Source organism: Catellatospora chokoriensis, assembly GCF_011297315.1.
In the GTDB taxonomy this organism is placed as follows: domain Bacteria; phylum Actinomycetota; class Actinomycetes; order Mycobacteriales; family Micromonosporaceae; genus Catellatospora; species Catellatospora citrea.
On sequence record NZ_JAAOTI010000006.1, the window covers coordinates 82,853 to 105,442 of the forward strand.

At 72.6% G+C, this 22,590-nt stretch carries 25 protein-coding genes; 15 read left to right on the plus strand and 10 right to left on the minus strand.

Going from position 1 to position 22,590, the window contains the following annotated elements:
- Window positions 1–5 precede the first annotated feature (5 nt).
- Entirely contained in the window at window positions 6–527 is a 522-nt protein-coding gene (locus HAV39_RS11140; RefSeq protein WP_191839107.1) for a SigE family RNA polymerase sigma factor, read from the plus strand.
- Window positions 524–1,711: a hypothetical protein gene (locus HAV39_RS11145; RefSeq protein ID WP_191839108.1), complete on the plus strand. Its 1,188-nt coding sequence runs from the start codon at window positions 524–526 to the stop codon at window positions 1,709–1,711. The genes HAV39_RS11140 and HAV39_RS11145 overlap by 4 nt, the downstream gene beginning before the upstream one ends.
- Window positions 1,712–1,754: 43 nt before the next feature.
- Here the strand turns inward: HAV39_RS11145 and HAV39_RS11150 are convergent, their stop codons facing one another.
- Complete coding sequence (locus HAV39_RS11150; protein WP_191839109.1) at window positions 1,755–2,645, minus strand: winged helix-turn-helix transcriptional regulator; 891 nt, start codon at window positions 2,643–2,645, stop codon at window positions 1,755–1,757.
- Window positions 2,646–2,734: 89 nt separating this feature from the next.
- Between HAV39_RS11150 and HAV39_RS11155 the strand changes: the two genes are divergently transcribed.
- From HAV39_RS11155 to HAV39_RS11185, 7 genes are all read left to right on the plus strand, one after another.
- Window positions 2,735–2,944, plus strand: a complete 210-nt coding sequence (locus HAV39_RS11155) for a hypothetical protein (RefSeq protein ID WP_191839110.1) — start codon at window positions 2,735–2,737, stop codon at window positions 2,942–2,944.
- Between the two features lie 276 nt (window positions 2,945–3,220).
- Window positions 3,221–3,784 carry a septal ring lytic transglycosylase RlpA family protein gene (locus HAV39_RS11160; protein ID WP_239120717.1) on the plus strand — a complete coding sequence of 188 codons (564 nt, stop codon included), beginning with the start codon at window positions 3,221–3,223 and terminating at the stop codon, window positions 3,782–3,784.
- 26 nt (window positions 3,785–3,810) lie between these two features.
- The gene (locus HAV39_RS11165) at window positions 3,811–4,452 is read left to right on the plus strand and encodes a hypothetical protein (RefSeq protein WP_191839112.1); all 642 of its coding nucleotides are present in this window, start codon (window positions 3,811–3,813) and stop codon (window positions 4,450–4,452) included.
- A 95-nt stretch (window positions 4,453–4,547) separates the two neighbouring features.
- Window positions 4,548–6,248 carry a proline--tRNA ligase gene (locus tag HAV39_RS11170; RefSeq protein ID WP_191839113.1) on the plus strand — a complete coding sequence of 567 codons (1,701 nt, stop codon included), beginning with the start codon at window positions 4,548–4,550 and terminating at the stop codon, window positions 6,246–6,248.
- 83 nt (window positions 6,249–6,331) lie between these two features.
- Entirely contained in the window at window positions 6,332–7,324 is a 993-nt protein-coding gene (locus HAV39_RS11175; RefSeq protein WP_191839114.1) for a GNAT family N-acetyltransferase, read from the plus strand.
- 4 nt (window positions 7,325–7,328) lie between these two features.
- Window positions 7,329–7,583 carry a hypothetical protein gene (locus tag HAV39_RS11180; RefSeq protein WP_191839115.1) on the plus strand — a complete coding sequence of 85 codons (255 nt, stop codon included), beginning with the start codon at window positions 7,329–7,331 and terminating at the stop codon, window positions 7,581–7,583.
- Between the two features lie 81 nt (window positions 7,584–7,664).
- Complete coding sequence (locus HAV39_RS11185) at window positions 7,665–7,967, plus strand: hypothetical protein (RefSeq protein WP_191839116.1); 303 nt, start codon at window positions 7,665–7,667, stop codon at window positions 7,965–7,967.
- Between the two features lie 15 nt (window positions 7,968–7,982).
- Here HAV39_RS11185 and HAV39_RS11190 read toward each other — a convergent pair whose 3' ends face one another.
- Window positions 7,983–9,167, minus strand: coding sequence for an LCP family protein (locus tag HAV39_RS11190; protein ID WP_191839117.1), 1,185 nt, complete (start codon window positions 9,165–9,167; stop codon window positions 7,983–7,985).
- Window positions 9,168–9,333: 166 nt separating this feature from the next.
- Between HAV39_RS11190 and HAV39_RS11195 the strand changes: the two genes are divergently transcribed.
- Window positions 9,334–10,302, plus strand: coding sequence for a GNAT family N-acetyltransferase (locus HAV39_RS11195; RefSeq protein ID WP_191839118.1), 969 nt, complete (start codon window positions 9,334–9,336; stop codon window positions 10,300–10,302).
- 7 nt (window positions 10,303–10,309) lie between these two features.
- Here the strand turns inward: HAV39_RS11195 and HAV39_RS11200 are convergent, their stop codons facing one another.
- Complete coding sequence (locus tag HAV39_RS11200; RefSeq protein WP_191839120.1) at window positions 10,310–10,807, minus strand: GNAT family N-acetyltransferase; 498 nt, start codon at window positions 10,805–10,807, stop codon at window positions 10,310–10,312.
- 43 nt (window positions 10,808–10,850) lie between these two features.
- Window positions 10,851–11,399 (minus strand): TetR/AcrR family transcriptional regulator, encoded by a 549-nt coding sequence (locus HAV39_RS11205; protein ID WP_191839121.1) that lies wholly within the window; start codon window positions 11,397–11,399, stop codon window positions 10,851–10,853.
- Between the two features lie 101 nt (window positions 11,400–11,500).
- Between HAV39_RS11205 and HAV39_RS11210 the strand changes: the two genes are divergently transcribed.
- The gene (locus tag HAV39_RS11210) at window positions 11,501–12,649 is read left to right on the plus strand and encodes an FAD-dependent oxidoreductase (RefSeq protein WP_191839122.1); all 1,149 of its coding nucleotides are present in this window, start codon (window positions 11,501–11,503) and stop codon (window positions 12,647–12,649) included.
- Window positions 12,650–12,668: 19 nt separating this feature from the next.
- Here HAV39_RS11210 and HAV39_RS11215 read toward each other — a convergent pair whose 3' ends face one another.
- Window positions 12,669–13,370, minus strand: coding sequence for an MBL fold metallo-hydrolase (locus tag HAV39_RS11215; protein ID WP_203736370.1), 702 nt, complete (start codon window positions 13,368–13,370; stop codon window positions 12,669–12,671).
- Between the two features lie 132 nt (window positions 13,371–13,502).
- On the opposite strand from HAV39_RS11215, the gene HAV39_RS11220 reads away from it, so the two are divergent.
- Window positions 13,503–13,817, plus strand: a complete 315-nt coding sequence (locus tag HAV39_RS11220; protein WP_191839123.1) for a hypothetical protein — start codon at window positions 13,503–13,505, stop codon at window positions 13,815–13,817.
- 9 nt (window positions 13,818–13,826) lie between these two features.
- On the opposite strand, the gene HAV39_RS11225 is transcribed toward HAV39_RS11220, so the two are convergent.
- Both HAV39_RS11225 and HAV39_RS11230 read right to left on the minus strand, forming a co-directional pair.
- Entirely contained in the window at window positions 13,827–14,465 is a 639-nt protein-coding gene (locus tag HAV39_RS11225) for a DUF47 domain-containing protein (protein ID WP_203736369.1), read from the minus strand.
- 34 nt (window positions 14,466–14,499) lie between these two features.
- Complete coding sequence (locus tag HAV39_RS11230; RefSeq protein ID WP_203736368.1) at window positions 14,500–15,468, minus strand: inorganic phosphate transporter; 969 nt, start codon at window positions 15,466–15,468, stop codon at window positions 14,500–14,502.
- Between the two features lie 124 nt (window positions 15,469–15,592).
- Between HAV39_RS11230 and HAV39_RS11235 the strand changes: the two genes are divergently transcribed.
- Complete coding sequence (locus HAV39_RS11235; protein WP_120319448.1) at window positions 15,593–16,324, plus strand: DUF7873 family protein; 732 nt, start codon at window positions 15,593–15,595, stop codon at window positions 16,322–16,324.
- Window positions 16,325–16,703: 379 nt separating this feature from the next.
- On the opposite strand, the gene HAV39_RS11240 is transcribed toward HAV39_RS11235, so the two are convergent.
- The 3 genes from HAV39_RS11240 to HAV39_RS11250 are packed head-to-tail and all read right to left on the minus strand — an operon-like array spanning window position 16,704 to window position 21,171.
- Window positions 16,704–17,906 carry a right-handed parallel beta-helix repeat-containing protein gene (locus HAV39_RS11240; RefSeq protein ID WP_239120716.1) on the minus strand — a complete coding sequence of 401 codons (1,203 nt, stop codon included), beginning with the start codon at window positions 17,904–17,906 and terminating at the stop codon, window positions 16,704–16,706.
- On the minus strand, window positions 17,903–19,870 hold the full coding sequence (locus HAV39_RS11245; RefSeq protein ID WP_191839321.1) for a right-handed parallel beta-helix repeat-containing protein: 1,968 nt from the start codon (window positions 19,868–19,870) through the stop codon (window positions 17,903–17,905). The genes HAV39_RS11240 and HAV39_RS11245 overlap by 4 nt, the downstream gene beginning before the upstream one ends.
- Window positions 19,870–21,171, minus strand: a complete 1,302-nt coding sequence (locus tag HAV39_RS11250) for a glycosyltransferase (RefSeq protein ID WP_191839124.1) — start codon at window positions 21,169–21,171, stop codon at window positions 19,870–19,872. The genes HAV39_RS11245 and HAV39_RS11250 overlap by 1 nt, the downstream gene beginning before the upstream one ends.
- A gap of 198 nt (window positions 21,172–21,369) precedes the next feature.
- On the opposite strand from HAV39_RS11250, the gene HAV39_RS11255 reads away from it, so the two are divergent.
- Window positions 21,370–22,101, plus strand: coding sequence for a hypothetical protein (locus tag HAV39_RS11255; RefSeq protein ID WP_147433000.1), 732 nt, complete (start codon window positions 21,370–21,372; stop codon window positions 22,099–22,101).
- A gap of 32 nt (window positions 22,102–22,133) precedes the next feature.
- Window positions 22,134–22,544 carry an RDD family protein gene (locus HAV39_RS11260; protein WP_191839126.1) on the plus strand — a complete coding sequence of 137 codons (411 nt, stop codon included), beginning with the start codon at window positions 22,134–22,136 and terminating at the stop codon, window positions 22,542–22,544.
- Window positions 22,545–22,590 lie beyond the last annotated feature (46 nt).

Here is a 22,590-nt window from a genome sequence, read left to right on the forward strand (position 1 = left end):
GTTTGATGAACGGGGAACAGGAGCGGGAGTACGTCGCGTACGTGACCGCCCGCCTGCCCGCGCTGCGGCGGATCGCCGCACAGCTGGCAGGCGACCCGCATCGGGGCGACGACCTGGTGCAGCAGGCCATCACCAGGCTTTACGTGAAATGGCGGCAGGCGAGCCAGGCCCGCAACCTCGACGCGTACCTGCACACCATCCTGGTGCGGACCTTCCTGGACGACCGCCGCCTGGCCTGGAGCCGGGTCAGCCTGGCCGCGGACGCGGGCAGCGAGCAGGTGGCGTCCGCCACGGACGTGGACACCCGGATGGTGCTGCAGGTGGCACTCGGACAGATGCCGCCGCGGCAGCGTGCCGCGGTGGTGCTCCGCTTCCTCGCCGACCGCTCGGTCGAGGAGGTCGCGGAGATCCTCCAGGTCTCGCCGGGGACAGTGAAGAGCCAGACCTCCGACGGCCTGGCGACCCTGCGGCGGCTGCTCGGCGAGCACCCCGCCACGGCGAGCGCAGCGAAGGGAGCAGACCGATGAAGGACGAGGACGTGCTCAGCGCGTTCCGGGAGGCCGCGCTGCCGCCCTCGGGCGTGGACGTGGCCCGCGCGGTGCGCACCGGGCGCAGGCAGCGCCGGGTGCGGGCGGCAGGCGCGGCGGGCGCGCTGGCACTGCTGCTGGCGGGCGGTGCCGCGGTGCCCGCGTGGTTCACTGGCGGCGTCGGCCAGTCGCAGGTCGGGGCGACGCCGGAGGCGACCCGGGAACCGCTGCCACCGCCGTGCCCGAGCCCGTCGCCCACTGCCGCGCCGCCGGTCCCGACCGATGGATCCGCGCCGACCTCGTTCGACGTGCTGAGGCACTGGGTCGACGTGACCGGGCTGACGCGTCCGCAGGCCGATACGGACTTCGACCTGCACGTCGAGGACTTCACCACAGCGCGGTTCTGGCAGCGCGTCAGCCTGCTCGACCGGGCCGAGCGCTTCCGCGTCGAGGTTGCGGTGTTCGCCGGGGGCGGCAAGCCCATGTTCGGCGCACCGGGCGATTTCCCCGGCGTGGTGGACGCGGCCCGAGGTGAACCCGCAGGCCAGGTCGGCGGCCGGCCCGCTTGGTGGCTGCCCGGGCGCCAGGGCATGTACCAGTACGACGCGGCGCGGCTGGCCTGGCAGTGGGCCGACGGCGGGTGGGCGTTCGTCTCCGCCGCCGACACCGCGCAGCAGTCGGACCAGCAGCCCTCGGCCGAGGCCATGGCAGCGTTGCGGGCCACCGCACAGCGGGTCGCGGGTGCGCTGACGATCGGGCGGGGCACCGCAGTGACCGCGCCGTTCACCGTGCCCGGCGTGCCGAAGTGCTCCCGGCTGACCCGCACCACCGTCTACCGGGGCACCAAGGCCGACGGCACCCCGTTCAGCCGGATCGCGGTGACATTCGGCCGGGTGGACAACACCGACCCGCTGCGGTTCCCGCCGGACGTGATCACGACGGTGGACGCGGACTCGGGGGCGACCCCGGCGGACAAGCCCGGCTCGGCCACCGAGCAGGTGGACGGCCATCCCGCCGTGATCAACGAGGGTTTCCTGGTGCTGCACGACGTGGACGGCTTCGCGCTGGAGATCACCGCGCCGCTGCCGCGGGACGCGCTGATCGCCTACGCCGGGTCGGTGCGGATCGTCGAGGGCGCGCACGGCGACGAGAGCAAGTGGACGGATCGGCCCATCCGGCCGTGACCATCGGCATCGTCCCTGCGGCAACCTGGCCGCGGGGGCGATGTCATGCGGTCGAGCGGGCCTGACCGCTGATCTCGCGGACCGCTTCCAGCGCCGCGGCGACCGCGGCCGGGATGTCGGCGACCGGGTGGATGCCGTGCCGCACCACCCGATCCCGGTCGATGACCAGGATGACCCGTTTGTGGCGGATCTGCTGGGCGGCCCGGAAGGTCGGCAGTCGCAGGGCGGCGGCCAGTTCCAGATCCACGTCGGACAGCAGCGGAAACGGGATCTCCTCGGCCGCGGCGAAGGCGGCCTGCTCGTCCGGTCGCTGGGTGCTGACACCGTGGATGGTGGCACCGGCAGCGGTGAAGCTCTGCCACGCGTCACGGAAGAGGCGGTTCTCCAGCGTGCAGCCGGCAGCGCCCGGAATCCGGCTCCAGCCGGGAGGAACCGCGGTGCCCGTCGCCGGATAGGTGAAGAGCACGGTGAGGCCGGCGTCCGCGACCACGTCGCCGACGTCGCCCCGCGTGCTCGGCAGCGTGAGTCCGGCCGGTACGCGGCTGCCGGGCAGGGCCGCGATCCGGGCTGCTTCCCGGTCGCCGTCGCCGCCGGGGGTGGTCGCGGTCAACGATCCGTCGCCGAGCACGAACCGGTCGGCCCAGTCCTGCATGCCGACGAGCACCGGCAGCAGACCGTGGCCGGAGGCGGTCAGCACGTACTCGTGTCGCACCGGATTGGTCTGATACGGCCGGCGTTCGACGACGCCGTGCTCGACGAGGTGGCCGAGCCGCTCCGTCAGCACCTTGCGCGAGATGTCCAGCTCGCCGACGAGAGCGTCGAACCGGTGGTGGCCGCGGGCGATCTCGCGCAGGACCAGCAGGCTCCACCAGTCGCCGAGGACGGCGGCGGCCTGGGCGATGCCGCAGGTCTCGTCGATACGTGGCTTGATCATCAGCTTCCCTCCCGATGTCGCCCATGGTACGTTCCCTGACGGAACTGAGTGAGTTCCCAAAAGAAACGGACTGAACCGGGGTGACACAGATGCAGTCCTATCGGGCGATCGGGGGCGGGCGGATCTCGGCCTGGCGCGGAGCCTCGTCCGGCACGCCCGACCACCTCGGCCACGTCACCACCGGCGCGGCCACGCGCCCCCTGGCTGCTGGGCGTGGCCGCGCCGGCGTTCATCACGGCACCGACCGGGCGCCGTCCCACGCCGAGCAGCGAGCCGTCATGAGCGGAGCGGGCGCGTGACGCGCGGCGCCACCCGTGACCTCCGTGATAGTTATCCGGTCGTGGACCGGCCATGGTGGAGGCCGAAGCCGGTCAGGCGCCGCTGAGCCGTCGCCGCCGAAGCACGAGGCTGCGGGCCGGTGTCGTTCGATCGGGCGAACCTTGTGGGGCAAATCTGCCCAATATGCTCGATCCTTTTGACATGGCATGTGTGGGCCTCGATACGGTCGATTCGGCCCCGGTCCGCCGATCGTGGCGGCCGGTGCCCGACCCTGTTGCCTACGGAAGGTCAGCGCCTTGCCCGGCCGACATTCACTGCCCCGTAAGCCCCGTCGCAAGCTCGCCCCGTTCGCCACCGCCACCGTCGCCACGGCTGTCCTGGTCGGAGGCGGTCTGATCGCCCACGAAGTGGCCGCCGAACCCCAGCACACCGATCCCACCGCGACCGCCGGAGAGTCCACCGCGACACCGTCGCCGTCACCGAAGGTCACCGACGCTCGCCGCGAAGCCCCGCAGCGCGCCTCGCGCGGCAACCGCAACGCCCCCTCGCCGACGCACACCGAGACCACCACCGTGCTCGACTCCGGCACCTGCAAGGCGTCCTTCTACGACGAACCGCAGGGCACCGCCAACGGCGAGACCTTCGACCCGGACGCACTGACCGCGGCGCACAAGTCGCTGAAGTTCGACACGCGGGTGCGCGTCACCAACACGGCCAACGGCAAATCCGTCGTGGTACGCATCAACGACCGCGGCCCGTACATCGCCGGGCGCTGCCTGGACCTGTCCCGGGCCGCCTTCGCCGAGATCGCCAACCTGGGCAGCGGAGTGACGACTGTCCGGTACGACATCCTCGCCTGACCGATCGGACATGCCAGGATGTCTATGTGACGACCGTATACCTCGAACTCGGCACGAAACGGATCTTCGCGTGCGCGCTGGAGTGGCCCGGCTGGTGCCGCTCCGGCCGCGACGCGGAGCGGGCCCTGGCGGCGCTGACCTCCTACGCCGAGCGCTATGCGGTCGTCGCCCAGCAGGCGAAGATCCCGTTCGAACCCGGTGACGTGCGCGTCGTGGAACGGGTCCGCGGCGGCACCACCACCGACTTCGGCGCGCCTGAGCAGCCCGCGAGCGCCGACTTCGGTCCCCGCGACCACGAGACCGCACAGCGGCAGGCGGCGCTCGTGCGGGCGTCCTGGGACGTCTTCGCCGACGTCGCCGCGGTGACCCCGGCCGAGCTGCGCAAAGGTCCGCGCGGCGGCGGGCGCGACCGGGACAGGATGATCGACCATGTGATCGCCGCCGAGGCGTCGTACGCCCGCCGGATCGGGGTCAAGCACCCCGCGCCCGCCGCCGGCGACACCGCGGCGCTCGCGGCGCTGCGCGCCGACATCCTGGACGTGCTGGCGAGCCCGTCGGACGGCACGCCGCCCCCGCGCGGCGGCTGGCCCCCGGCCTACGCGGCGCGGCGCATCGCGTGGCATGTGCTCGATCACGCCTGGGAGATGCAGGACCGCGCCACGCCGTAAACCGCTCGTGCCGTATACCCGCTGCTCATAGGATCGGCGGATCGTCCGGCGGACTCGCCGCCGGTCCGACGGCAGAGAGTGCAGGTGTACGTGTCATGCGCTGGTCAGAGCTCTACGTCCCGACCCTCCGCCAGGACCCGGCGGGGGCGGACGCCGTCAGCCACCGGCTGCTCCTGCGCGCGGGCTACATCCGCCAGCTGATGGCGGGCCACTACTCGCTGCTGCCGCTGGCCGTGCGGGTCCGCGCGAAGATCATCGAGGTGATCCGCGAGGAGATGTCACGCATCGGCGCGCAGGAGTTCCTGCTGCCAACCATGCAGCCGGCCGAGGTCTGGCAGAAGAGCGGCCGCTGGGACAAGATCGGCGCGGAGATGTTCAGGCTGACCGACCGCAAGGGCGCCGACCTCGCGCTGGGCATGACCCACGAGGAGATCTTCACGACCGTCGCCACCGAGCTGCGGTCCTACCGCGACCTGCCCCAGCGGTGGTACCAGTTCCAGACCAAGTTCCGCGACGAGCCCCGCCCGAAGAGCGGCCTGATCCGGGTCCGCGAGTTCACCATGAAGGACTCCTACAGCTTCGACGTCGACGCCGCCGGGCTGGACCGCTCCTTCGACCTGCACCACGAGGCCTACACGCGGATCTTCGGCCGGCTCGGCATCCCGGCCATCCCGGTCGAGGCCTCCAGCGGCATCATGGGCGGCAGCGACTCGATCGAGTTCATGTGCCCGACCGACGCCGGCGAGGACATCGTCGTGCACTGCGCCTGCGGATACGCCGCGAACGTGGAGAAAGCCACCTCGCACCTGCCCGCGGCCGCCGACGGCGAGGGCCCGGCCGCACCCGAGGCGTTCGACACCCCGGACGTGCGCACCATCGAGGACCTGGTCACCGGCTTCGGCGTCACCGCCGACCGCCAGGTCAAGACCCTGGTGTACGTCGTCGACGACCAGCTCACCCTGGTGCTCATGCGCGGCGACCACGCGCTGGTCGAGCAGAAGCTCATCGACACCCTCGCCGCGGTGGCCGTGCGCCCCGCCCACCCGGAGGAGATCCGGGAGGCGCTCGGCGCGCTGCCGGGCAGCCTCGGCGGCGTCGGCGTCACCGGCCTGCCGATCCTCGCCGACCTCGCGCTGGCCGGCCGCCGCGAGATGACCACGGGCGCCAACCGCGACGGCGTGCACCTGCGCGGCGTCGACGTCGCCCGCGACATCGCCGTCGACCGCTGGGCCGACCTGCGCGAGGTCGGCGCCGGCGAGCCCTGCCCCCGCTGCGAGCAGCCCCTGGACGTGCTGCGTACCGTCGAGATCGGGCACATCTTCAAGCTCGGCGGTCGCTACACCGAGACCCTCGGCGTCACCGTGCTCGGCGCGGACGGCGAGCGGGTCAACCCGGTCATGGGCTGCTACGGCATCGGCGTCGAGCGGGCGCTGGCCGCGATCGTCGAGACGCACCACGACGACAAGGGCATCGTGTGGCCCGTCGCGGTCGCGCCGTTCGAGGTCGCCATCGCGGTGCTGGGCGACGCCGAGCAGGTCGTCGCGGCCGCGGAGTCGCTGTACTCCGGGCTGCGCGGGCAGCGCATGGACGTGCTGCTCGACGACCGGTCCGAGCGCCCCGGGGTGAAGTTCAGCGACATCGAGCTGATCGGCATCCCGTACCGGATCACCGTCAGCGCCCGCGGCCTGGGCGACGGCACCGTCGAGTTCACCGACCGGGCCACCGGCCACACCGAGCGCATCCCGGTGGCCGGCGCGATCGCCCACGTCACCGCCGCGGTGCGCGCCACGGAGTGACTGCGAGCCGGTGCGCGACGTACCGTTCATGCCGCGCGGGCGGCACGGGCGGTGCCTCGCGCACCGGCCACGAGGAGGCGCGAGTGCACCTGCGGATCCAGCGGCAGCACACCGGCGGTGCCGAGTCCCGTGAGCTGCGCCGGGAGTTCGTCGCCGAGCTGGCCCTGCGCTACCCGGAGCAGGACTTCAGCGCCGACGCCGACACCGCCGAGCTGCCGCTGCTGGACGCGCCGGGCGCGGCCTGGTTCGTGGTGTACGGCGACGGGCAGCCGATCGGCTGCGGCGGCCTGCGCGGCCTCGACGAGCACACCGGCGAGCTCAAATGGGTGTACCTGCGCGAGGCCGCCCGCGGCCGCAACGTGGGCCGCTCGCTGCTGGCCGAGCTGGAGGACACCGCGCGGGAGCTCGGCTACACGCGGCTGCGGCTGAGCACCGGCGACCGCCAGCCCGAGGCGCTGGGCCTGTACGTCTCGGCGGGCTACCGCCCGGTCGACGACGGCGTGCCCGTCGCGCACCGGCTGGACAAGGACCTGCGGCCCGGGCCCGACGACGTCCGGGTCGACTTCCGCAAGTACGACGGCAGCCCGCACTGGCACACCACGCTGCGCCGTCTCGGGCAGGACGGGCACGGGACGTGGCTGGGCGGCACCCGGCACACGCCGTGGCGGCGCAAGACACGCCCGGCGCACTTCCCGCCGGCGCCGCACGTGCTGCTGGTGCCGCACCAGGGCGGGTGGGTCGCCAACTTCCACGCCCCGCCGCGGCCGACCGCGGTGTACGTCGACATCGCCGCGCCTGCGGTGTGGACCGGCACCGGGCATGTCACCGTCGTCGACCTGGACCTGGACGTCGTGCGCCGCCGGGACACCGGCACCGTCGAGCTGCTCGACGAGGACGAGTTCGCCGAGCACCAGGTCCGCTACGGGTACCCGCCCGACGTGATCGACGCCGCCCGGCGCACCGCCGGCCACCTGCTGGCCGCCGTGACCGCCGCCCGCGAGCCGTTCGGCTCCGCGCACCTGCCCTGGCTGGCCCGGCTGACGGAGGACCGGACCGGGTATGAGGATGTGGCATGATGTTATGAGCCGACGCGTCACGGTCAACGTCCCCGACGAGGTCGCCGAGCGCCTCGAACGGGAACCGAACGTCTCCCAGTACGTCACCACCGCGATCCGCGACCGCATGCGCCATGAGGAACGCCTCGCCGCCACCCGCCGCCTGCTCGCCGACGCCGGATACCAGCTCACCTCCGAGGGTGTCGATCGCATGCGCACGCGTCTGGCCGAGCACGAAGCCCGCCGCGCCGCCGGGCGCAGCCGTCGGCAGGCCGCGTGAACATCCACGTCGTGCTCGATCAGCAGCGCCCTGGCCGCCTACGCGCGGCTGGACTCCCTGGCGGTCGGCGAGCTCATCACGGTGGTCGCCGAGAACGGCGGCACGGTGGGCGTTCCCGCGCCTGTCTTCGCCGACACCTACCGCGTCGTCGACGGGGATGAGCGCAAGCGGCTGACCCGGCTGCTGACCGACGACGTGTACACCCTGATCCTGCCGATGCCGGCAGACGACCTGCTCTACGTCGCCGAACTCGGCCTGCGGCTGCCGCTGCCACTGGCCCACGCGGTCACCCAGACTCGCAGGCACGGTGCGTCCCTGGCGACCTTCGAGCCCGACGCGGTTCGCACCGACCTCGACGACTACGACGTCCTCAGCCTCAACTGACACGGCCCGCTGCCGCTAGGGCTTCCTGTTGACCGTGCTCGGGTAGAGGGCGATGTACTCGCCGAGCTTGTCGAGCGCGGTCGCCCTGAACATCAGCTTGGACTCGTCGTTGAGGTCCTCGTACGACTCGCCGTCGATCTCGTAGCCGTTGAACCAGCCGTTGTTCGTCTTCAGCGACACCAGGTCCGCCGCGGCGAGGTCCTGCAGGGCGAAGAAGAAGTCGATCACCTCCATGCCCTGGGGCAGGCTCAGCAGCATCGATTCGCCGGCCGCCCGGATGAGTTCGTTCACCTTGCCGAGGTCGGTGAGCACGCCGGCCGAGGTCGCCTTGCTCACGATGGCCTGGATGAGCTGCTGCTGGTGGCGCTGGCGGCCGTAGTCGGTGGAGTTGTCGGGCAGGTAACGCTGGCGGGCGAAGTCCAGCGCCTCCCAGCCCTGCATGTCGCGGCAGCCCTTCTTGTGTACGAAGCGCTGGTTGCCGGTGCGGTCGGTGTAGCGGTCGGCCGCCTTGGCGTCGCGCATGCCGCCGACGTACTTCGGCTTGCCGTCGACGACGAAGTGGTGGATGGACTTCGTGTCGTCCTCGACGCACATCCGTACGCTGCCCAGTGCAGTGATGATCTTGGTGAAGCCGCCGAAGTCGATGACGGCCGCGGCCTCGAAGGTGATGCCGGTGAGCTTGCCGATCGCCTGCGTGGCGGTCTTCAGGCCGCCCTTCCAGTCGCCCTGCGGCCCGAGTCCGGCCTGGAAGGCCCCGTTGATCTTGCGATGACCCTTGCCGGGGATCTCCACCCGCACGTCGCGCGGCACCGACATCAGGTACGCCTCCTGATGCGTGCCCGACACGTGCACGATGATGATGGTGTCGGAGCGGGCGTCGTAGGCCTTCTGCCCGGGCCGGGTGTCGATGCCGAGCAGCAGCACGTCGAAGGAGCCCTTGAGCGCCTTGGCATCGGGCACGGCCTGCCCGGACGGGCCGGCCAGGACGTCGGCCCCGGCCAGGTCGACGGCCTCCTCGATGGTCCCGACGACCGAGCGCAGCAGCACGATGCTGGTTCCGGCGATCATCATCAGCACCGCGCCGAACGTCAGCACGAGCTTGCTCCACAGCGGCGCCTTGCGGCGGTCGGCGGACTTGCGGGGGGCGGCGTCGGCGGGCGTACGGGGGCGGCGCTTGGGCACGGGGGTGGTCCTCTCCACGGGCGACGCGGTGCGCCCGCTCCCACAAGGACGCGTCGACCCACCGTTGATGTTGCCGCGCCATCGCGGTGAACTTCGTCCGCCGGCACGGGTACCGCCCGCGGCCCCGCATAACAGGTAGGGCATTCTCGATCGGGAACCGTACCGAGCCGAGGGAGGCCGTGCCGTGCCGCAGGTGCGCATCGCGCTGGAGGACGCCGACGACCCGGTGTCGCGGGAGCTGACCGCGGAGTTCTTCGCCGACATCGCGACCCGTTACGCGGGCGTTGCGACCACCCCGCCACCGCTGGACCTCGCCGAGCTGCGCGCCCCGGACGGCACCTGGCTGGTGCTGTACGACGGCGACGAGCCCGTCGGCTGCGGCGGCCTGCGCCGCTGCGACGAGCACACCGCCGAGGTGCGCCGCCTGTTCCTGCGCCCGGCCGCCCGCGGCCGCAACCTGGCCCGCACGCTGATGGCCGAACTGGAGGACGTCGCCCGCCGCCGCGGCTACCGGCGCATCCGGCTGGACACCGGCGACCGCCAGCCCGAGGCGCTGCGGATCTACCTGACCAGCGGCTACCAGGAGATCGGCGACTACAACGGCAACCCCAACGCCAGGCACTGGCTCGAGAAGGACCTCACGCCCCGGCCCGGCGACGTGCGCATGGTGGCCCGCAAGTACGACGGCCGCCTGCACTGGCACGCCACCCTGCCCCGGCTCGGCGAGGACGAGCACGGGGTGTGGCTCGGCGCCACGGCGCACACCCCGTATCGGCGCGGCGCGGAACCGGCCGTGTTCATCCCGACCGCGCACGTGGTGCTGATCCCGCACGAAGGCGACTGGGTCGCGGCGTTCAACGCCGCCCCGCACCGCACCGAGATCTACATCGACGTCTCCGACCGGCCGGTGTGGCACGGTCCGGACCAGGTCGTCTCGATCGACCTGGACCTCGACGTGGTACGCCGCCGCGAGTCCGGCGAGGTGCTGCTGCTCGACGAGGACGAGTTCGACGAACACCGGGTCGCGTTCGGCTACCCCGACGACGTGGTCGCCGCAGCCCGCCGCACCGCCGAGGAACTGCTCGCCGCCGTACGCGCCCACGCCGAGCCCTTCGGCACGGCGAGCGCGCCGTGGCTGGCACGGATGAGCTGACAGCTGCTCAGCCGCGGTCGCCCGTCTCGGTCTTGAAGGTGCGGAACCCTCGGCCGTGATAGTTGGGTAGTGCGTTCTCATGGTCGAACGTCGACGTGTGCAACCAGACTCTGGTCACGGCCGGGGCGAGGTCCCACGCCCGCAGGATGCCGAGGGTCAGGGCGTAGCCCCCGAGGCCCTTGCCGACGAACTCCGGTAGCAGACCGAAGCTTCTGATCTCGACCTCTTCACCCGGCTGAAGATCGCAGGTGACCAGGCCGGCGGGCGCTCCCTCGAAGGACAGCAGCCAGAAAGTCCGATCCGGGCACTCCGCGAACCAGAGTTCCCATTCCTCCTCGGTCCGGCTGGCGCTCCGCCAGCCGTAGGGCGCGCCGATCCTGGCCAGCAGGTCGACGATCGCCGGAGAGCTTCGGTCCAGCGATTCCAGGGCCAGGCCGGGCACAGGAGCTGCCGGACGGAGCTGACCACGAGCGGTCATCTCGACATAAGTAACGATCTCCTCCACGTCGTGGAGGTTACCCGGCGGCCGTGACCGGCCCGCGCCCGTTTCATTCAGCAGTGAGGTAACGCTGGATCGTCGGGCCGAGCCAGGACACCAGCTCGTCCTCGGACATCGCCACCACCGGCGGGAAACGCAGGATGTAGCGGGCCAGCCCGATGCCGAGCATCTGTGCACTGATCATCGCGGCGCGCACGGGCGCGCTCGCGGGGTCGCCGGTCAGCACGGCGATCCTCGGGGCGAGCTGCCCGGCGAAGATCTCGCGCATGCGCTCGGCCGCGCCCTCGTTGGTGATGCCGGTGCGCAGCAGCACCTGCAGTGCCTCGCCGGCCTCCCACTGCCGCAGGAAGTGCCGGACGAAGGCCGCCCCGAGCTGCTCGCGCGGGACGCCGGCGAGGGCGTCGAAGCGCAGGTCGAACTCGGCCGCCGCGGCGAACAGCTTCTCCTTGCTGCCGAAGTAGCGCATCACCATGGCGGGGTCGATCTGCGCGTCGGCGGCGATGGACCGGATGGTGGCCCGTTCGTACCCGTCGGCGGCGAACCGCTCACGGGCCGCCGCGAGGATGATCGACTTCGTTTCCACCGAGGTGCGCCGCATGCCAACAACTGTAGGCCAACACCTGTTGACAATCAACCCGAGGTACGCCTACCGTCGATGTCAACAGATGTTGGCCAACAATCGTTGACCTGGAGGAAGCCATGTCCACCCCGACCGTCGACGTCCTGATCGTCGGAGCCGGCCCCGCCGGACTCACCGCCGCGGTCGCGCTCACCCAGCGCGGACACACCGTCACCGTCGTCGACACGCAGGCCGAGGGCGCCAACACGTCCCGCGCCGCCGTCGTGCACGCCCGCACCCTGGAGGTGCTGGAGCCGCTCGGCGTCAGCGCCACCCTCGACGCCCTAGGGATCCGCGCGTCGCGGTTCACCATCCGCGACCGCGACCGGCTGCTCGTCGCGGTGCCGTTCGGCGGGCTGCCCACGCCCTTCCCGTACACCCTGATGATCTCCCAGGCGGATACCGAGGCCGTGCTGCTGGCCCGGCTCAAGGAGCTGGGCGGCACGGTGCTGCGCCCCGCCACGGTGCTCGCCGTCACGCAGGACGACACCGGGGTCACCACGACCCTCGCCGACGGGCGCCGGCTCCGCGCCGCCTACCTCATCGGGGCCGACGGCATGCACAGCACGGTCCGCGAGGGCGCCGGGATCGGCTTCACCGGCAGCGCCTACGCCGAGTCGTTCGCGCTGGCCGACGTCCGCCTCGACGGCGACGTGACCAGCTCCGAGGTCGTCCTGTACTTCTCCCCCGCCGGGATGGTCGTCGTCGCGCCGCTGCCCGACGGCACGCACCGCATCGTCGCCACGGTCGACACCGCGCCCGAACAGCCCGACGTCGCGTTCGTGCAGCACCTGCTCGACACCCGCGGGCCGAAGGCGTCGCCGGTCGTCGTACGCGAGGTGGTGTGGGGATCACGGTTCCGGGTGCACCACCGCATCGCCGACACGTTCCGCCAGGGCCGGGTGCTGCTGGCCGGCGACGCCGCCCACGTCCACTCACCGGCCGGCGGCCAGGGCATGAACCTCGGCATCGACGACGCCGCCGCCCTCGGCGACCGCCTTTCCCAGGTCCTCGACGGCGCGTCACCCGACCTGCTCGACGAGTACGCCGCCACGCACCGCGCGCACGCCCACCAGGTCGTCGCGCTGGCCGACCGGCTCACCAGCCTGGCGACCGTGCGGGCGGCCTGGCGACCGGCCCGCAACCTGGTGCTCGGGCTGCTCGGCCGCAGTGCCGCCTTCCAGCGCCGCCTGGCCTGGCAGTTGGCCGGCCTGGACCGCCGCCGGTGACGGTCCGGCGCAGGGCGCGCTAGAAACGCAGGCGCAGGCCCGGCTGGGCCAGGATGACCGGGCAGTTCGCGTACCGGGCGGCCTCGTCGAGCAGGCGGCCGTGGTCCAGCCAGGAACGCAGGTGCGTCAGGACCAGCAGCCGCGCACCGGAACGCGCCGCGAGCCGCCCCGCGTCACCGGCGGTGAGGTGCCGCGGCACACCTGTGTCGTCGAAGCCCGCGCCCTCGGCCAGCAGCACCTCGCAGCCCTGGGCGAGCTTGTCCAGCGCCTCGCAGGGCGCGGTGTCGCCGGAGTAGCACAGCGCGTCGCCGACCCGGAACGCGTACGCCTCGATGCCGTGCTCGACCGCGGCGACGGTGACCTCCAGCCGCCCGGAGCGCAGCGGCCCCGACGGCAGCTCGTGGAAGGCGAACTGCGGCGCCGGGTGCCGCCAGTTCAGCTCGTCGCGCAGGTTCGCCGGCCCGTACACGTCCAGCGGCCCCGCCTGCACCCGGTGGCGCAGGTACGCGATCGAGGCGAGATCGGCACAGTGGTCGGCGTGCGCGTGGGAGATCAGCACCGCGTCCAGCGACGCCGGATCGCAGTGCCGCTGCAACGGCCCCGCCGCACCCGTGCCCAGGTCCAGCAGCACCGTATGTCCGTCCTGCTCGACCAGGTAGCAGGACCCGGCACTGTCCGGGCCGGGCACAGACCCGGCACAACCCACCACCGTCAGCAGCATCGTCGACCTCCCCGTCGGTGCCACCATGATGCCGCAAGCCGCGCTGTCACGTGACCGTCGTCATCGTGACCACGTATGGACGATGTCGCACCAACGCCGCACAATGGACCACCCAGCGAAAGGACCTTGATCATGTCCCGGTTCCCTGAGGTCGTCGAGCGCATGGCGATCGACCCCGAGTTCGCCGCGCACGCCCGCGCCAACCCAGCCGAGGTCACCGCCGCATACGGGCTCAGCCCAGAGGAGGCCGCCCAGATGCTGGCGCTGACCGACGCCGGCTCGGGTGGCCCGACCGAACTCGACCAGCGCCTGTCCAAGAGCGGCATCGGCAGCGGCGGGCTGGCGGGCCTGCTGGCGACCGTCGACCGGTCCAAGAAGGACGACGACGACAACGCCACCGACCGGCCGCTGGGCCGCTGGGTCGGGCCGGGCGCGAACGACAAGTGACCCCGGCGGTCACAGGCTGCGTTTGAGCATCGCGTCGGCGAGCGCGTCGGCGCACTCGGCCAGCCGCAGCCCCACCACGTCGAGGCGGCGCAGCAGCTCGCGCTGCTTGAGCACCGGGCCGGTGACCTCGCCGCTGAGCAGCTCGGCCAGGCCCTGGGCGTAGAGGTGGCGGACCCGGCCGGAACGCTTGTGCGCGGCCAGCGCCGCCTCGGCGGCCTCGACCGGGCGGTCGACCAGCCGGTCCAGGGCTCGGCGCAGGTCGCGCAGGCCGATGGCGACCTGCTCCAGCATCGCCACCGCGTTGTGGTCCAGGCGCACGCCGTAGAGGTCCGTCTCGCGTACGTAGTCGCGCAGGTGGTCGAGCACGTCGTCGACGGAGCGGGACAGCCGGAACAGGTCCTCGCGGTCGATCGGGGTGGTCAGCGTCGCGGCCAGCTCGGCGACCAGCCGTCCCCGGTGGGCGTCGCCGTCGTGCTCGATCTCGGCGATGCGCAGCCGGGCCAGCGGCGGCTCGATCTCCCCGATGGTGACCGTCACCGCCAGCGCCACCCCTTCGAGGGCGGCGTCGATCTGTGCCAGCACGATCGCCAGCACCCGCTTGGGCGCGCGCCCCGCGAGATCGTCGAGCACCCGCCGCAGCCTGATCACGGTCGCCGCCCCGGCGTCGGTGAAGGCCGGGCGGTCACAGCGTGCTCCGCAGGGCCAGGCCCGCGGCGTAGCCCAGGGTGAGGCTCGCGGGGACGGTGACCAGCCAGGCGGTCAGCACCGGGGTGGCGAACTGCCAGCGGATGCGCCGTACGCCGGTGCTGGCTCCCGCGCCGACCAGGCCCGCGGTGGCGGACTGGGTCATGCTGACGGGCACGCCCATGCCGGCGCTGCCGAACACGGCGGTGGCCGAGGCGAGCCCGGCGGTGACCAGCGTCCACGGCCGCTGCGGGGTGAGCCCGCCGGTCACACCCTGGGCCATGCGCCGCAGGCTCAGCACCGCCCCGGCCGCGAACACCGCCGCCGTCGCGCAGAGCAGCAGCAGCGGCGGGGCCTGCATGCCGGGGGCCCGATGGGCGACACCGAGGGCGACACCGACCACGGCGAACATCTTCTGCCCGTCGTTGGCGGCGTACGCCAGGCTCTGCCCGGCGAACGCGGTGACGTGCGCGTACCGCATCGCGCGGGGCAGCCGCGCGGTGGTCGGCAGCCGGCGCGCGGCCAGCCCGAGCAGGTAGCCGAGGCCGCCGCCGAGCAGCGGCGCGAGCGCGGCGACGGCGAGCACGACGGCCAGCGTGGACCAGGCGGGCGGCACGCCGAGCCCGGCGCCGACGCCGGCGAGTCCGCCGAGGACCGCGAGGGTGACGCTGGTCGGCACGCCGCGCCAGGCCAGGGTGAGCACCAGGGCCAGCGCCACGCCGACCCCGGCGAGCACGACCAGGGGTCCGCGGACGCCGCCCGCGTCGACCAGGCGATCGGTGAACGTGTGCGCCACGGCCAGGCCGAACAGCGCGGGACCGGCGATGATCGCGGCGAGCAGCACGGCCAGCACGCCGTAGAGCGGCAGTTCGCGCTGGCGCAGGGCCAGGGCGAGCAGGGCCGCGCCGTCGTTGGCGCCGCAGACGAAGACGAACCCGGTGGCCAGCATCGCAAAGCCGATCACCACGGCCGACCACCCCCGACTCCGCCAGGAGTTCACCGTACTTGATCAACTGAGTCGGCGAGGCCGGAATCCGGTTTGCCGCCCGCACGGGTGATCCCCTAGCGTCACTCCGCGGGAGGAACACTTCATGGCGAAGCTGAACCAGATCATCGCGGTCGAGAAGGGCATCAAGTCCCGCTCGTTCCAGGACCTGACCGAGGCCCACCACGCCGTGCAGAAGCCGGCGCTGCTGTCGGGCATCTCGCGGACGTACCAGGCCAAGGACGAGGAGGGCGAGCAGCTGCCGCCGGAGTCCACGAAGGTGCAGACCCGCGCCGAGGACGTGCTGCGCCAGATCGGCACGACGCTGACCCGGCTGTTCGACGTCACCGCGACCAAGGACGCGACCAACTGCGTGGCCCGCGCCGACGTGACAGTCGACGACCGGGTGCTGCTGTCCGACGTCCCGGTGACCTACCTGCTGTTCCTGGAGAAGCAGCTCACCGACCTGCACACCTTCGTCAAGAAGCTGCCGGTGCTCGACGCCGCCGAGTCGTGGGTGTTCAGCGACTCCGCGGACTGCTGGTCGACGGAGCCGGTGCGCACCATCCGCACCAAGAAGGTGCCCCGCAACCACGTCAAGGCCGAGGCGACCGAGAAGCACCCGGCGCAGGTCGAGGTGTACTACGAGGACATCGCGGTGGGCTACTGGACCACGGTGAAGTTCTCCGGCGCGCTGCCGGCCAAGCGGGTGTCGACGCTGCTGGAGCGGGTGGAGAAGCTGCAGCAGGCGGTCAAGTTCGCCCGCGAGGAGGCCAACAACGCCGAGGCGGTCGACAAGCACGTCGGCGACCGGGTCTTCGGTTACCTGTTCGCCTGACCCATGAACTCCCCGCCGGAGGGCGGGGGGCGCGGAAGCGCAAGCTGAAACTGAAGTCGAAGCTGAACAACGCGGTGACAGTGTGGGTTCGAGTCCCACCCCCTGCACCACCTGCGGGGGTAGCCCAACATGGCAGAGGCAGCCGCGATCAAACTCAGATTCTCGCTCCAGACTCAGCATTCGCCGCCGAACACCAGATCGACCGCGTACGGGCGAAATCCCCGGGGTGCCGGTTCGAGCCCGGCCCGCTCCTCTTCCTGGGGCGGTAGTCCAAACGGTAGAGACACGGGGTCTTCATACTGACCCGTTCGCTTAAACGTGCTGGTGTGTGCATATCGGCGGCACCCCGAGGCCCGGGAGAAGGACAGTCTCCCGGGCTTCACCATGTCCGGCGACAGCCCGTGTTGGCCAGGCCCTTGGCCGCCCCGGTGACGGTGTTGTCGCAGGCGACGACGTTCCCGGCGACGGGTGCGAGGTGGAAGCCCCAGCCGGGGCCGTCGACGGCGGCGGTGTTGCCGGTGAACACGTTGCGGTCGCCCCAGCCGTCGGCGACGCGGTGGGTCTGGAAGCCGTCACCCCGCGAGTGCCGACCGGTGTTGCCCTTGATGAGCCAGCCGTTGCCCTTCACGTCCACCCACGAGTCGGCGTACGAGCCGGTCATGGCCGCGCCGTCGAACGTGTTGCCCTCGACGATCCCGCCGGTGGTGCCCTCCTTGACGTCGACGGGCTCGGCGGTGACCGCGCTGATCCGGTTGCCGCGGATCACGTTGCGGTCGCTGCGGTCGGGCTCGCAGGCGGTGACGTCGCACCAGTTGCTGGTCGCGGTGCCGATGTAGACGCCCTCGCCGAACTTCGCCCGCCGCAGGCCGGTGTCGCGCACGGTGCTGTGCTGCACCACGTTGTCGGTGCTGCCGGCGCGCAGGTGGATCGCCTCGTCGCCGATGTGTTCGACGGTCAGGCCGGTGAGCACGGCGTGGCTCGTGCGGTCGAGCATGACACCCTTCTGCGCGTTGCGGACCGTGAAACCGGTCAGCCGCCAGTGGTCGGCACCTTCGAGATGCAGGGCGTATCCGTGGCCGGTGCCCCCGCCGTCGAGGACCGCGCCGGGGCCGCCGCACAGGTGCACGGGTTTCGCGGCGGTGCCGGGGGCGGTGGCCGCGAAGCGGCCCGCGTACACCCCGTCTTTCAGGCTGATGCTGTCGCCGGGCCGCGCCCGCGCCAGCGCGGCGGCCAGCGCCGCCGCGTCGGCCACGACGACGGTGCCCGGAGGGCAGGCCTGGGCCGGGCTCCGGCCCGAGGTGCCGCTCACCGACGGTGCGGGGGTGCCGTGCACGCGGGCCGTCGTGGCGCCGGGGGCGGCCGACCTGGCGCCGGTGGACGGCGGCGGGCCGGCCCCGGGTCCGGCGGTGCCGTCCGGCCGCGGCCCACGGCAGGCGGTCAGGGCCATGAGCAGCAGGACGAGCATCCCGGCCAGCAGCGACGTCGCGGCGAACGGCAGCACCAGCGCGAGCCCGCGCGGGCGCGGACGCCGCCCCGACCGGATCGCCTCGCCGTCGGGCGGCGGCGGGTACGCCTCGCTCACTCGGCCATCACCGGCACCCGGGCCCGGCCGCGGGCGACCTCGCGCGGGCTCGGTCTGCCGTGCTCGTGCCGTCCGCCGGCCGGCTCGCCGCCGTCGCGGGGGAACAGCGGTTTCGTCGCCGCGTACGGGTGGCCGTGGTCGTCGCGGCGGCGACGGAACGCCAGCACCAGGATCAGCAGCAGGATCGCGGTCCACAGCAGCGTCATCGGGCTGGCGTAGTGGCGCACCCGCGCCCACAGCGTGCTGGTGTCCAGCCAGGCGTCGGTCTGGTTGTCGCGCAGGGTGACCTTGCCCGCGGCACGGCCGGTGTCCAGCGCGCTGGGGCCGATGCCGGTGATCGCGTTGCCCGCGGCGACCGAGCCGCCGACCGCGCCGACGAAGGTGACACCGTGGCTGTTCGCGTCGTGGATGGTGTTGCCGCGGACCTCGGCGACGGAGTCGCGCACGTACACCCCGGTCTGCGTGGTCTCGATGAGGTTGCCGGTGATGCGGGCCTTGGCGACGCCGTCGCGGATCGCGATCGCCTGGCGGCGCTGGTCCTTGAGCCGGTTGGCGGTCACGGTCAGGTCGCGGGCCCCGAGCCGGGCCACGATGCCCATGTCACCGCCCTCGATCTGGTTCTCCTGGATGCTGACGGCGATGCCGCCGAGGATCTCGAAACCGTAGTGGCCGTTGCCGCGGGCGGCGCTGTGCGAGACGGTGTTGGCGCCGTAGCTGGCGGTCGACTGCCCGGACGCCGAGGGGCCGTCGGCGAGCGGCCGGCCGCTGAGGGTGAACCCGTTGCCGCGGTTGCGTTCGGCGGTCGTGTTGGTGATGCGCACCTGCTGGGTGGCGCGGGAGAGCAGGAAGCCGTCGCCGCCGTTGTTCCGCGACAGGGTCCGCTCGATGACCGCGTTGGTGGCGAAACGGTGCAGCACCACCCCGTGCTGCAGGCTGTCGCGTACCGTCGTGTCAGTGATCTTGATGCCGTCGGCGCTGGACACGAACAGCCCGTACGCGTTGCCGACGAGCTCGCTGTCACTGATGGCGCCGGACACGTAGGACAGGCTGGGCACGGTGAACCGGCTGTCCGGGGTGGCGACGCGGCCGCCGGACAGCACGCGCACCTCGCCCGGCAGGAGCCGGCCGGGGGTCGCCGCGCTCGGGCCCTCGACCGCGCCGGTGTCGGGCCGGTCCGTGCCGGTCAGGCTCACCCCGCCGGTGCGGCCGCTCCAGAAACCCAGGTGGGACACGCGGGTATGGCTCATCGCGAAGTGCCCGCCGATGGCCCGCAGGTACGCCCGCCCGTCACCGACCTCGGTGTCGGGTTTGCCGGTGCGCGGATCCCAGCTGGTGACCCGCACCGGGGCCTGCTTGGTGCCCTCCAGGGTCAGGCCGCCGCCGAACGACACGATCGCCACGAAGCCGCTGCTGCGGCTGGCCAGGCGCAGTTCCAGGCCGCCGGGGTGGGCCAGCTTCAGCCGCGCCCCGGAGTTGACGTAGATGTTCTCGGTGAGCAGGTAAGCGCCCTGCGGCTGGCGGACGAACGTCTGCGGCGCCAGGCGCAGCAGGTCGTCGACGGTGTACGCGGCCGTGCGCGCGGTCAGCACCAGCGTGTAGCCGCCCGCGGTGTCCAGCCGGTAGGGCTGGTTCCACTTCTGCGTGCTGCTGCCCGGGGCGCGGTTGAGCAGGTCGCGCAGCGGGGCCACCGCGGTGACCGCGCGCACCTGGTTGAGCCACCGGTCCTCGGCGGCGACCAGTGCGGCCTGGCGCTCGGAGTCGGCCGCCGCGGCGCCGGCGGTGGCGGCGTGGGACGCGGTGCGGGCCGCGGCCGGGGGCGCGGCGGCCGCACCGGCTGCGCCGCCCGCGGGGAGCAGCAGCGCGGTGAGCAGCAGCGCGAGCACGGCAGTGGCCGAGCGCCCGAGCGCGGCAGCGGCCGTGCCGTGACGGGCCGGCGGGGTCGCCGTGGGGCGGGCGGGCCGCATCACGCGGCCTCCGACGACACGGCCACGGCCCGCCGCCCGGTGGGCGTGGGCGGGGACGCCGACAGCGTGCTCGCGGCCTGGCCGTCGCCGCCGATGCGGTCGGCGCCGCGGGTGAGCCAGCCCTGCTTGTTCATGGTGGCGAACGCGTACAGCTTGATCGGCAAAGAGATCAGGATGACCACGGCCGCGACCAGCGGCAGCATCAGCACCTCCCGCGGATGCCGGCGCAGGTGCGACCAGCCGCGGATGCCCCGGCCGGCCAGCAGCCAGAACAGCACCACCACCGCGCCGCGCGGGCTCAGCTCCAGCCGGGACAGCAGCAGGTAGCCCAGGGCCATGCCCATGGTCACCGGGGTCAGCAGGATCTGCAGCACGGTGATCTTCGTGACCAGCGGGGTGCGCCACAACCAGCCCTTCCACAGCGCGGTCAGGTAGCAGCGGTACGAGTTGCGGCTCCAGCGCACGCGCTGCTTGACGAAGGCCGAGAACGTCGCGGGGAACATCGACATCGCCCGGGCCGAGGACTGGTGCACGGTGCGGTAGCCCGAGGCCAGCACCAGCCAGGTCAGCCTGCCGTCGTCGCCGGCCACGCAGCGCCGGCCGAGGAAGAACTCGTTCTCCAGGTGGTCCAGCACGGGCAGGACGACCGAGCGCCGGTACGCGGCGGTGCGGCCGGAAAGGCAGGCCACCGCCCCGGCCCGGCCCATCGCCGGGACGTAGTCGTAGTAGCGCAGGTTGACCAGCCAGTCCGCGATGCGCCGCCAGACGCTGGTGGTGCGCTGGTGCACGTTCTGCTGCGTGCCGACGCCGCCGACGGTCGGGTCGGCGAACGGCATCTGCACCGCCGCCAGCAGCCCGCGCTGCCAGCGCGTGTCGGAGTCGACCAGCACGACGAGCTCGCCGCGGGCGGCGCGGATGCCGACGCCCAGGGCCGAGCGCTTGCCCCGGTGGGTGAACGGCAGCACGCGCAGCCGCCGGTCGTCGACGGCGGCCAGCCGCCGCAGCACCTCGGTGTCGCCGACGTCGGGCACGATGACGACCTCGTCGGGGCCCTGGGCGAGCCAGCTGCGCAGGCACTCCAGCAGGATGTCGGGATCCTCGCGATAGGAGGGCACCACCACCGACACCGAGGTGCGGAAGTCGTTGAGGATCGGCCGGTCCAGCCGGGACAGCAGCACCCGGTAGAGCCACAGCCCCCACACGAACGCGCCGGCCAGGCCCAGCGGCATCAGCTCGCGCCACGAGGTCTCGGCAGCCGCGGCGACCAGCCACGACCAGACGCCGTCGAAGATCCGGGACAAGTGCCGCCTCCAGCGTTGCGGCGGGCCGCCGTGGCCCGCTCCACCGCTGTAAACCGGTGCGCGCCCGGAAACGGGCCGCCCCGTCCGGGCGTTTGTCGGCCATCCGGACCTTCGGCCGGCCGACGCGAACACTCGTTACCGGCGGGTATTACTTTGGCATTCACCCCGCTATGTAACTGTCTGGCGTAAATTCATGTTATGACCGATCCCGCGAGGGCGCGGCATGGCGTGCCCGAACTCGCCCTCGGCGCCGCGATGCTCGTCGCCGAACGACTCCGCAGACTCACCGGCCCGGCCGACCCGGCCGAGCAGGCCCGCATCGAGGACCTGCTCACCAGCGGCGTCGAGCCCTCCCCCGCCAGTGCCCGCTCCCCGGTCGCCATCGCCGTCGGCCTCACCCAGCAGAGCTTCGACCTCGCCGTGCGCACCGGGACCCGGGTCGGCGAGGCCACCCGCGACCGGGCCCGGCGGCTGGCCGGGGCGACCCGCGCCGCGCTGCCCTCGGCGTCGCCGATCGACACCGCCCGCGACGTCGTCACCGCCGCCGGGCTGCGCGGACGCGACACTCTCGTGTCCAGCCGGGCCGCCGCGGCCGTCGCGCTGCGCGACACCGTCGACGAGAGCCTGACCTGGGTCGAGAAGTCGATCGTGCCGCGCATGGTGGACAACCTGATGCCATACCTGATCAACAGTGTGGTGCCGCGGCTGGTCGAGGGAGCCATCCCCGAGATCAGGCGCAAGGTCATCCCCGTGGTGATCGACGACATGACCCGCGACCCGCGGCTCCAGGAGCTGATCACCGAGCAGAGCCGCGGCGTGCTCGCCAACGCCACCGACGAGCTGCGCGAGACCTCCGCGACCGCCGACGACCGGATCGAGTCCTCGTTCCGCCGGGTCTTCCACCGCCACAGCGCGAACGGTGATCGGTGACCGCGGCTGGCCAACATCCACCGTATGCAGGCATGGTTTCCCGGATCGCGGGGCTGGCCATCGACGCCGGCCTCCTGGCGGTCGCGTCGTCCTTCGCCGTCTCCGGCGTGCCGGCGGTCTGGTCCGCGCTGGCCGGCGAACCACCGGGCTGGCTCAAGGCCGCGTCGGCGGTGGTCGCCGCGGTGCTGCCCGTCGTCTACTTCACCGGCTGCTGGTGGATGACCGGCCAGACCCTGGGCGCGCTGCTGTTCGGCACCGTCGTGCGCCGCACCGACGGCCGCCACGTCGGCTTCTGCCGCGCCCTGCTGCGCGCGGTCATCGGCCTGGCCATCCCCGTGCTGTGGCTGGTCGGCATGGTCGGCGTGCTCACCGACGCCAAGCGCCGCGCCTGGCACGACCGCGTCTTCGGCACCGTCGTCCGCTACGCCGAACGCGGCCCTTGAATGGAAGAGCGCCGTCGGCTCGCGTCAACGAGATGAGCAGCCGCCC

Excerpts from the sequence above, each read along its gene's own strand:
- HAV39_RS11140 (WP_191839107.1), top strand. The coding sequence starts at position 6 with ATGAACGGGGAACAGGAGCGGGAGTACGTCGCGTACGTGACCGCCCGC.
- HAV39_RS11145 (WP_191839108.1), top strand. The coding sequence starts at position 524 with ATGAAGGACGAGGACGTGCTCAGCGCGTTCCGGGAGGCCGCGCTGCCG.
- HAV39_RS11150 (WP_191839109.1), bottom strand. The coding sequence starts at position 2,645 with ATGATCAAGCCACGTATCGACGAGACCTGCGGCATCGCCCAGGCCGCC.
- HAV39_RS11155 (WP_191839110.1), top strand. The coding sequence starts at position 2,735 with ATGCAGTCCTATCGGGCGATCGGGGGCGGGCGGATCTCGGCCTGGCGC.
- HAV39_RS11170 (WP_191839113.1), top strand. The coding sequence starts at position 4,548 with ATGCGCTGGTCAGAGCTCTACGTCCCGACCCTCCGCCAGGACCCGGCG.
- HAV39_RS11180 (WP_191839115.1), top strand. The coding sequence starts at position 7,329 with ATGAGCCGACGCGTCACGGTCAACGTCCCCGACGAGGTCGCCGAGCGC.
- HAV39_RS11205 (WP_191839121.1), bottom strand. The coding sequence starts at position 11,399 with ATGCGGCGCACCTCGGTGGAAACGAAGTCGATCATCCTCGCGGCGGCC.
- HAV39_RS11210 (WP_191839122.1), top strand. The coding sequence starts at position 11,501 with ATGTCCACCCCGACCGTCGACGTCCTGATCGTCGGAGCCGGCCCCGCC.
- HAV39_RS11215 (WP_203736370.1), bottom strand. The coding sequence starts at position 13,370 with ATGCTGCTGACGGTGGTGGGTTGTGCCGGGTCTGTGCCCGGCCCGGAC.
- HAV39_RS11220 (WP_191839123.1), top strand. The coding sequence starts at position 13,503 with ATGTCCCGGTTCCCTGAGGTCGTCGAGCGCATGGCGATCGACCCCGAG.
- HAV39_RS11235 (WP_120319448.1), top strand. The coding sequence starts at position 15,593 with ATGGCGAAGCTGAACCAGATCATCGCGGTCGAGAAGGGCATCAAGTCC.
- HAV39_RS11245 (WP_191839321.1), bottom strand. The coding sequence starts at position 19,870 with ATGCGGCCCGCCCGCCCCACGGCGACCCCGCCGGCCCGTCACGGCACG.
- HAV39_RS11255 (WP_147433000.1), top strand. The coding sequence starts at position 21,370 with ATGACCGATCCCGCGAGGGCGCGGCATGGCGTGCCCGAACTCGCCCTC.
- HAV39_RS11260 (WP_191839126.1), top strand. The coding sequence starts at position 22,134 with ATGGTTTCCCGGATCGCGGGGCTGGCCATCGACGCCGGCCTCCTGGCG.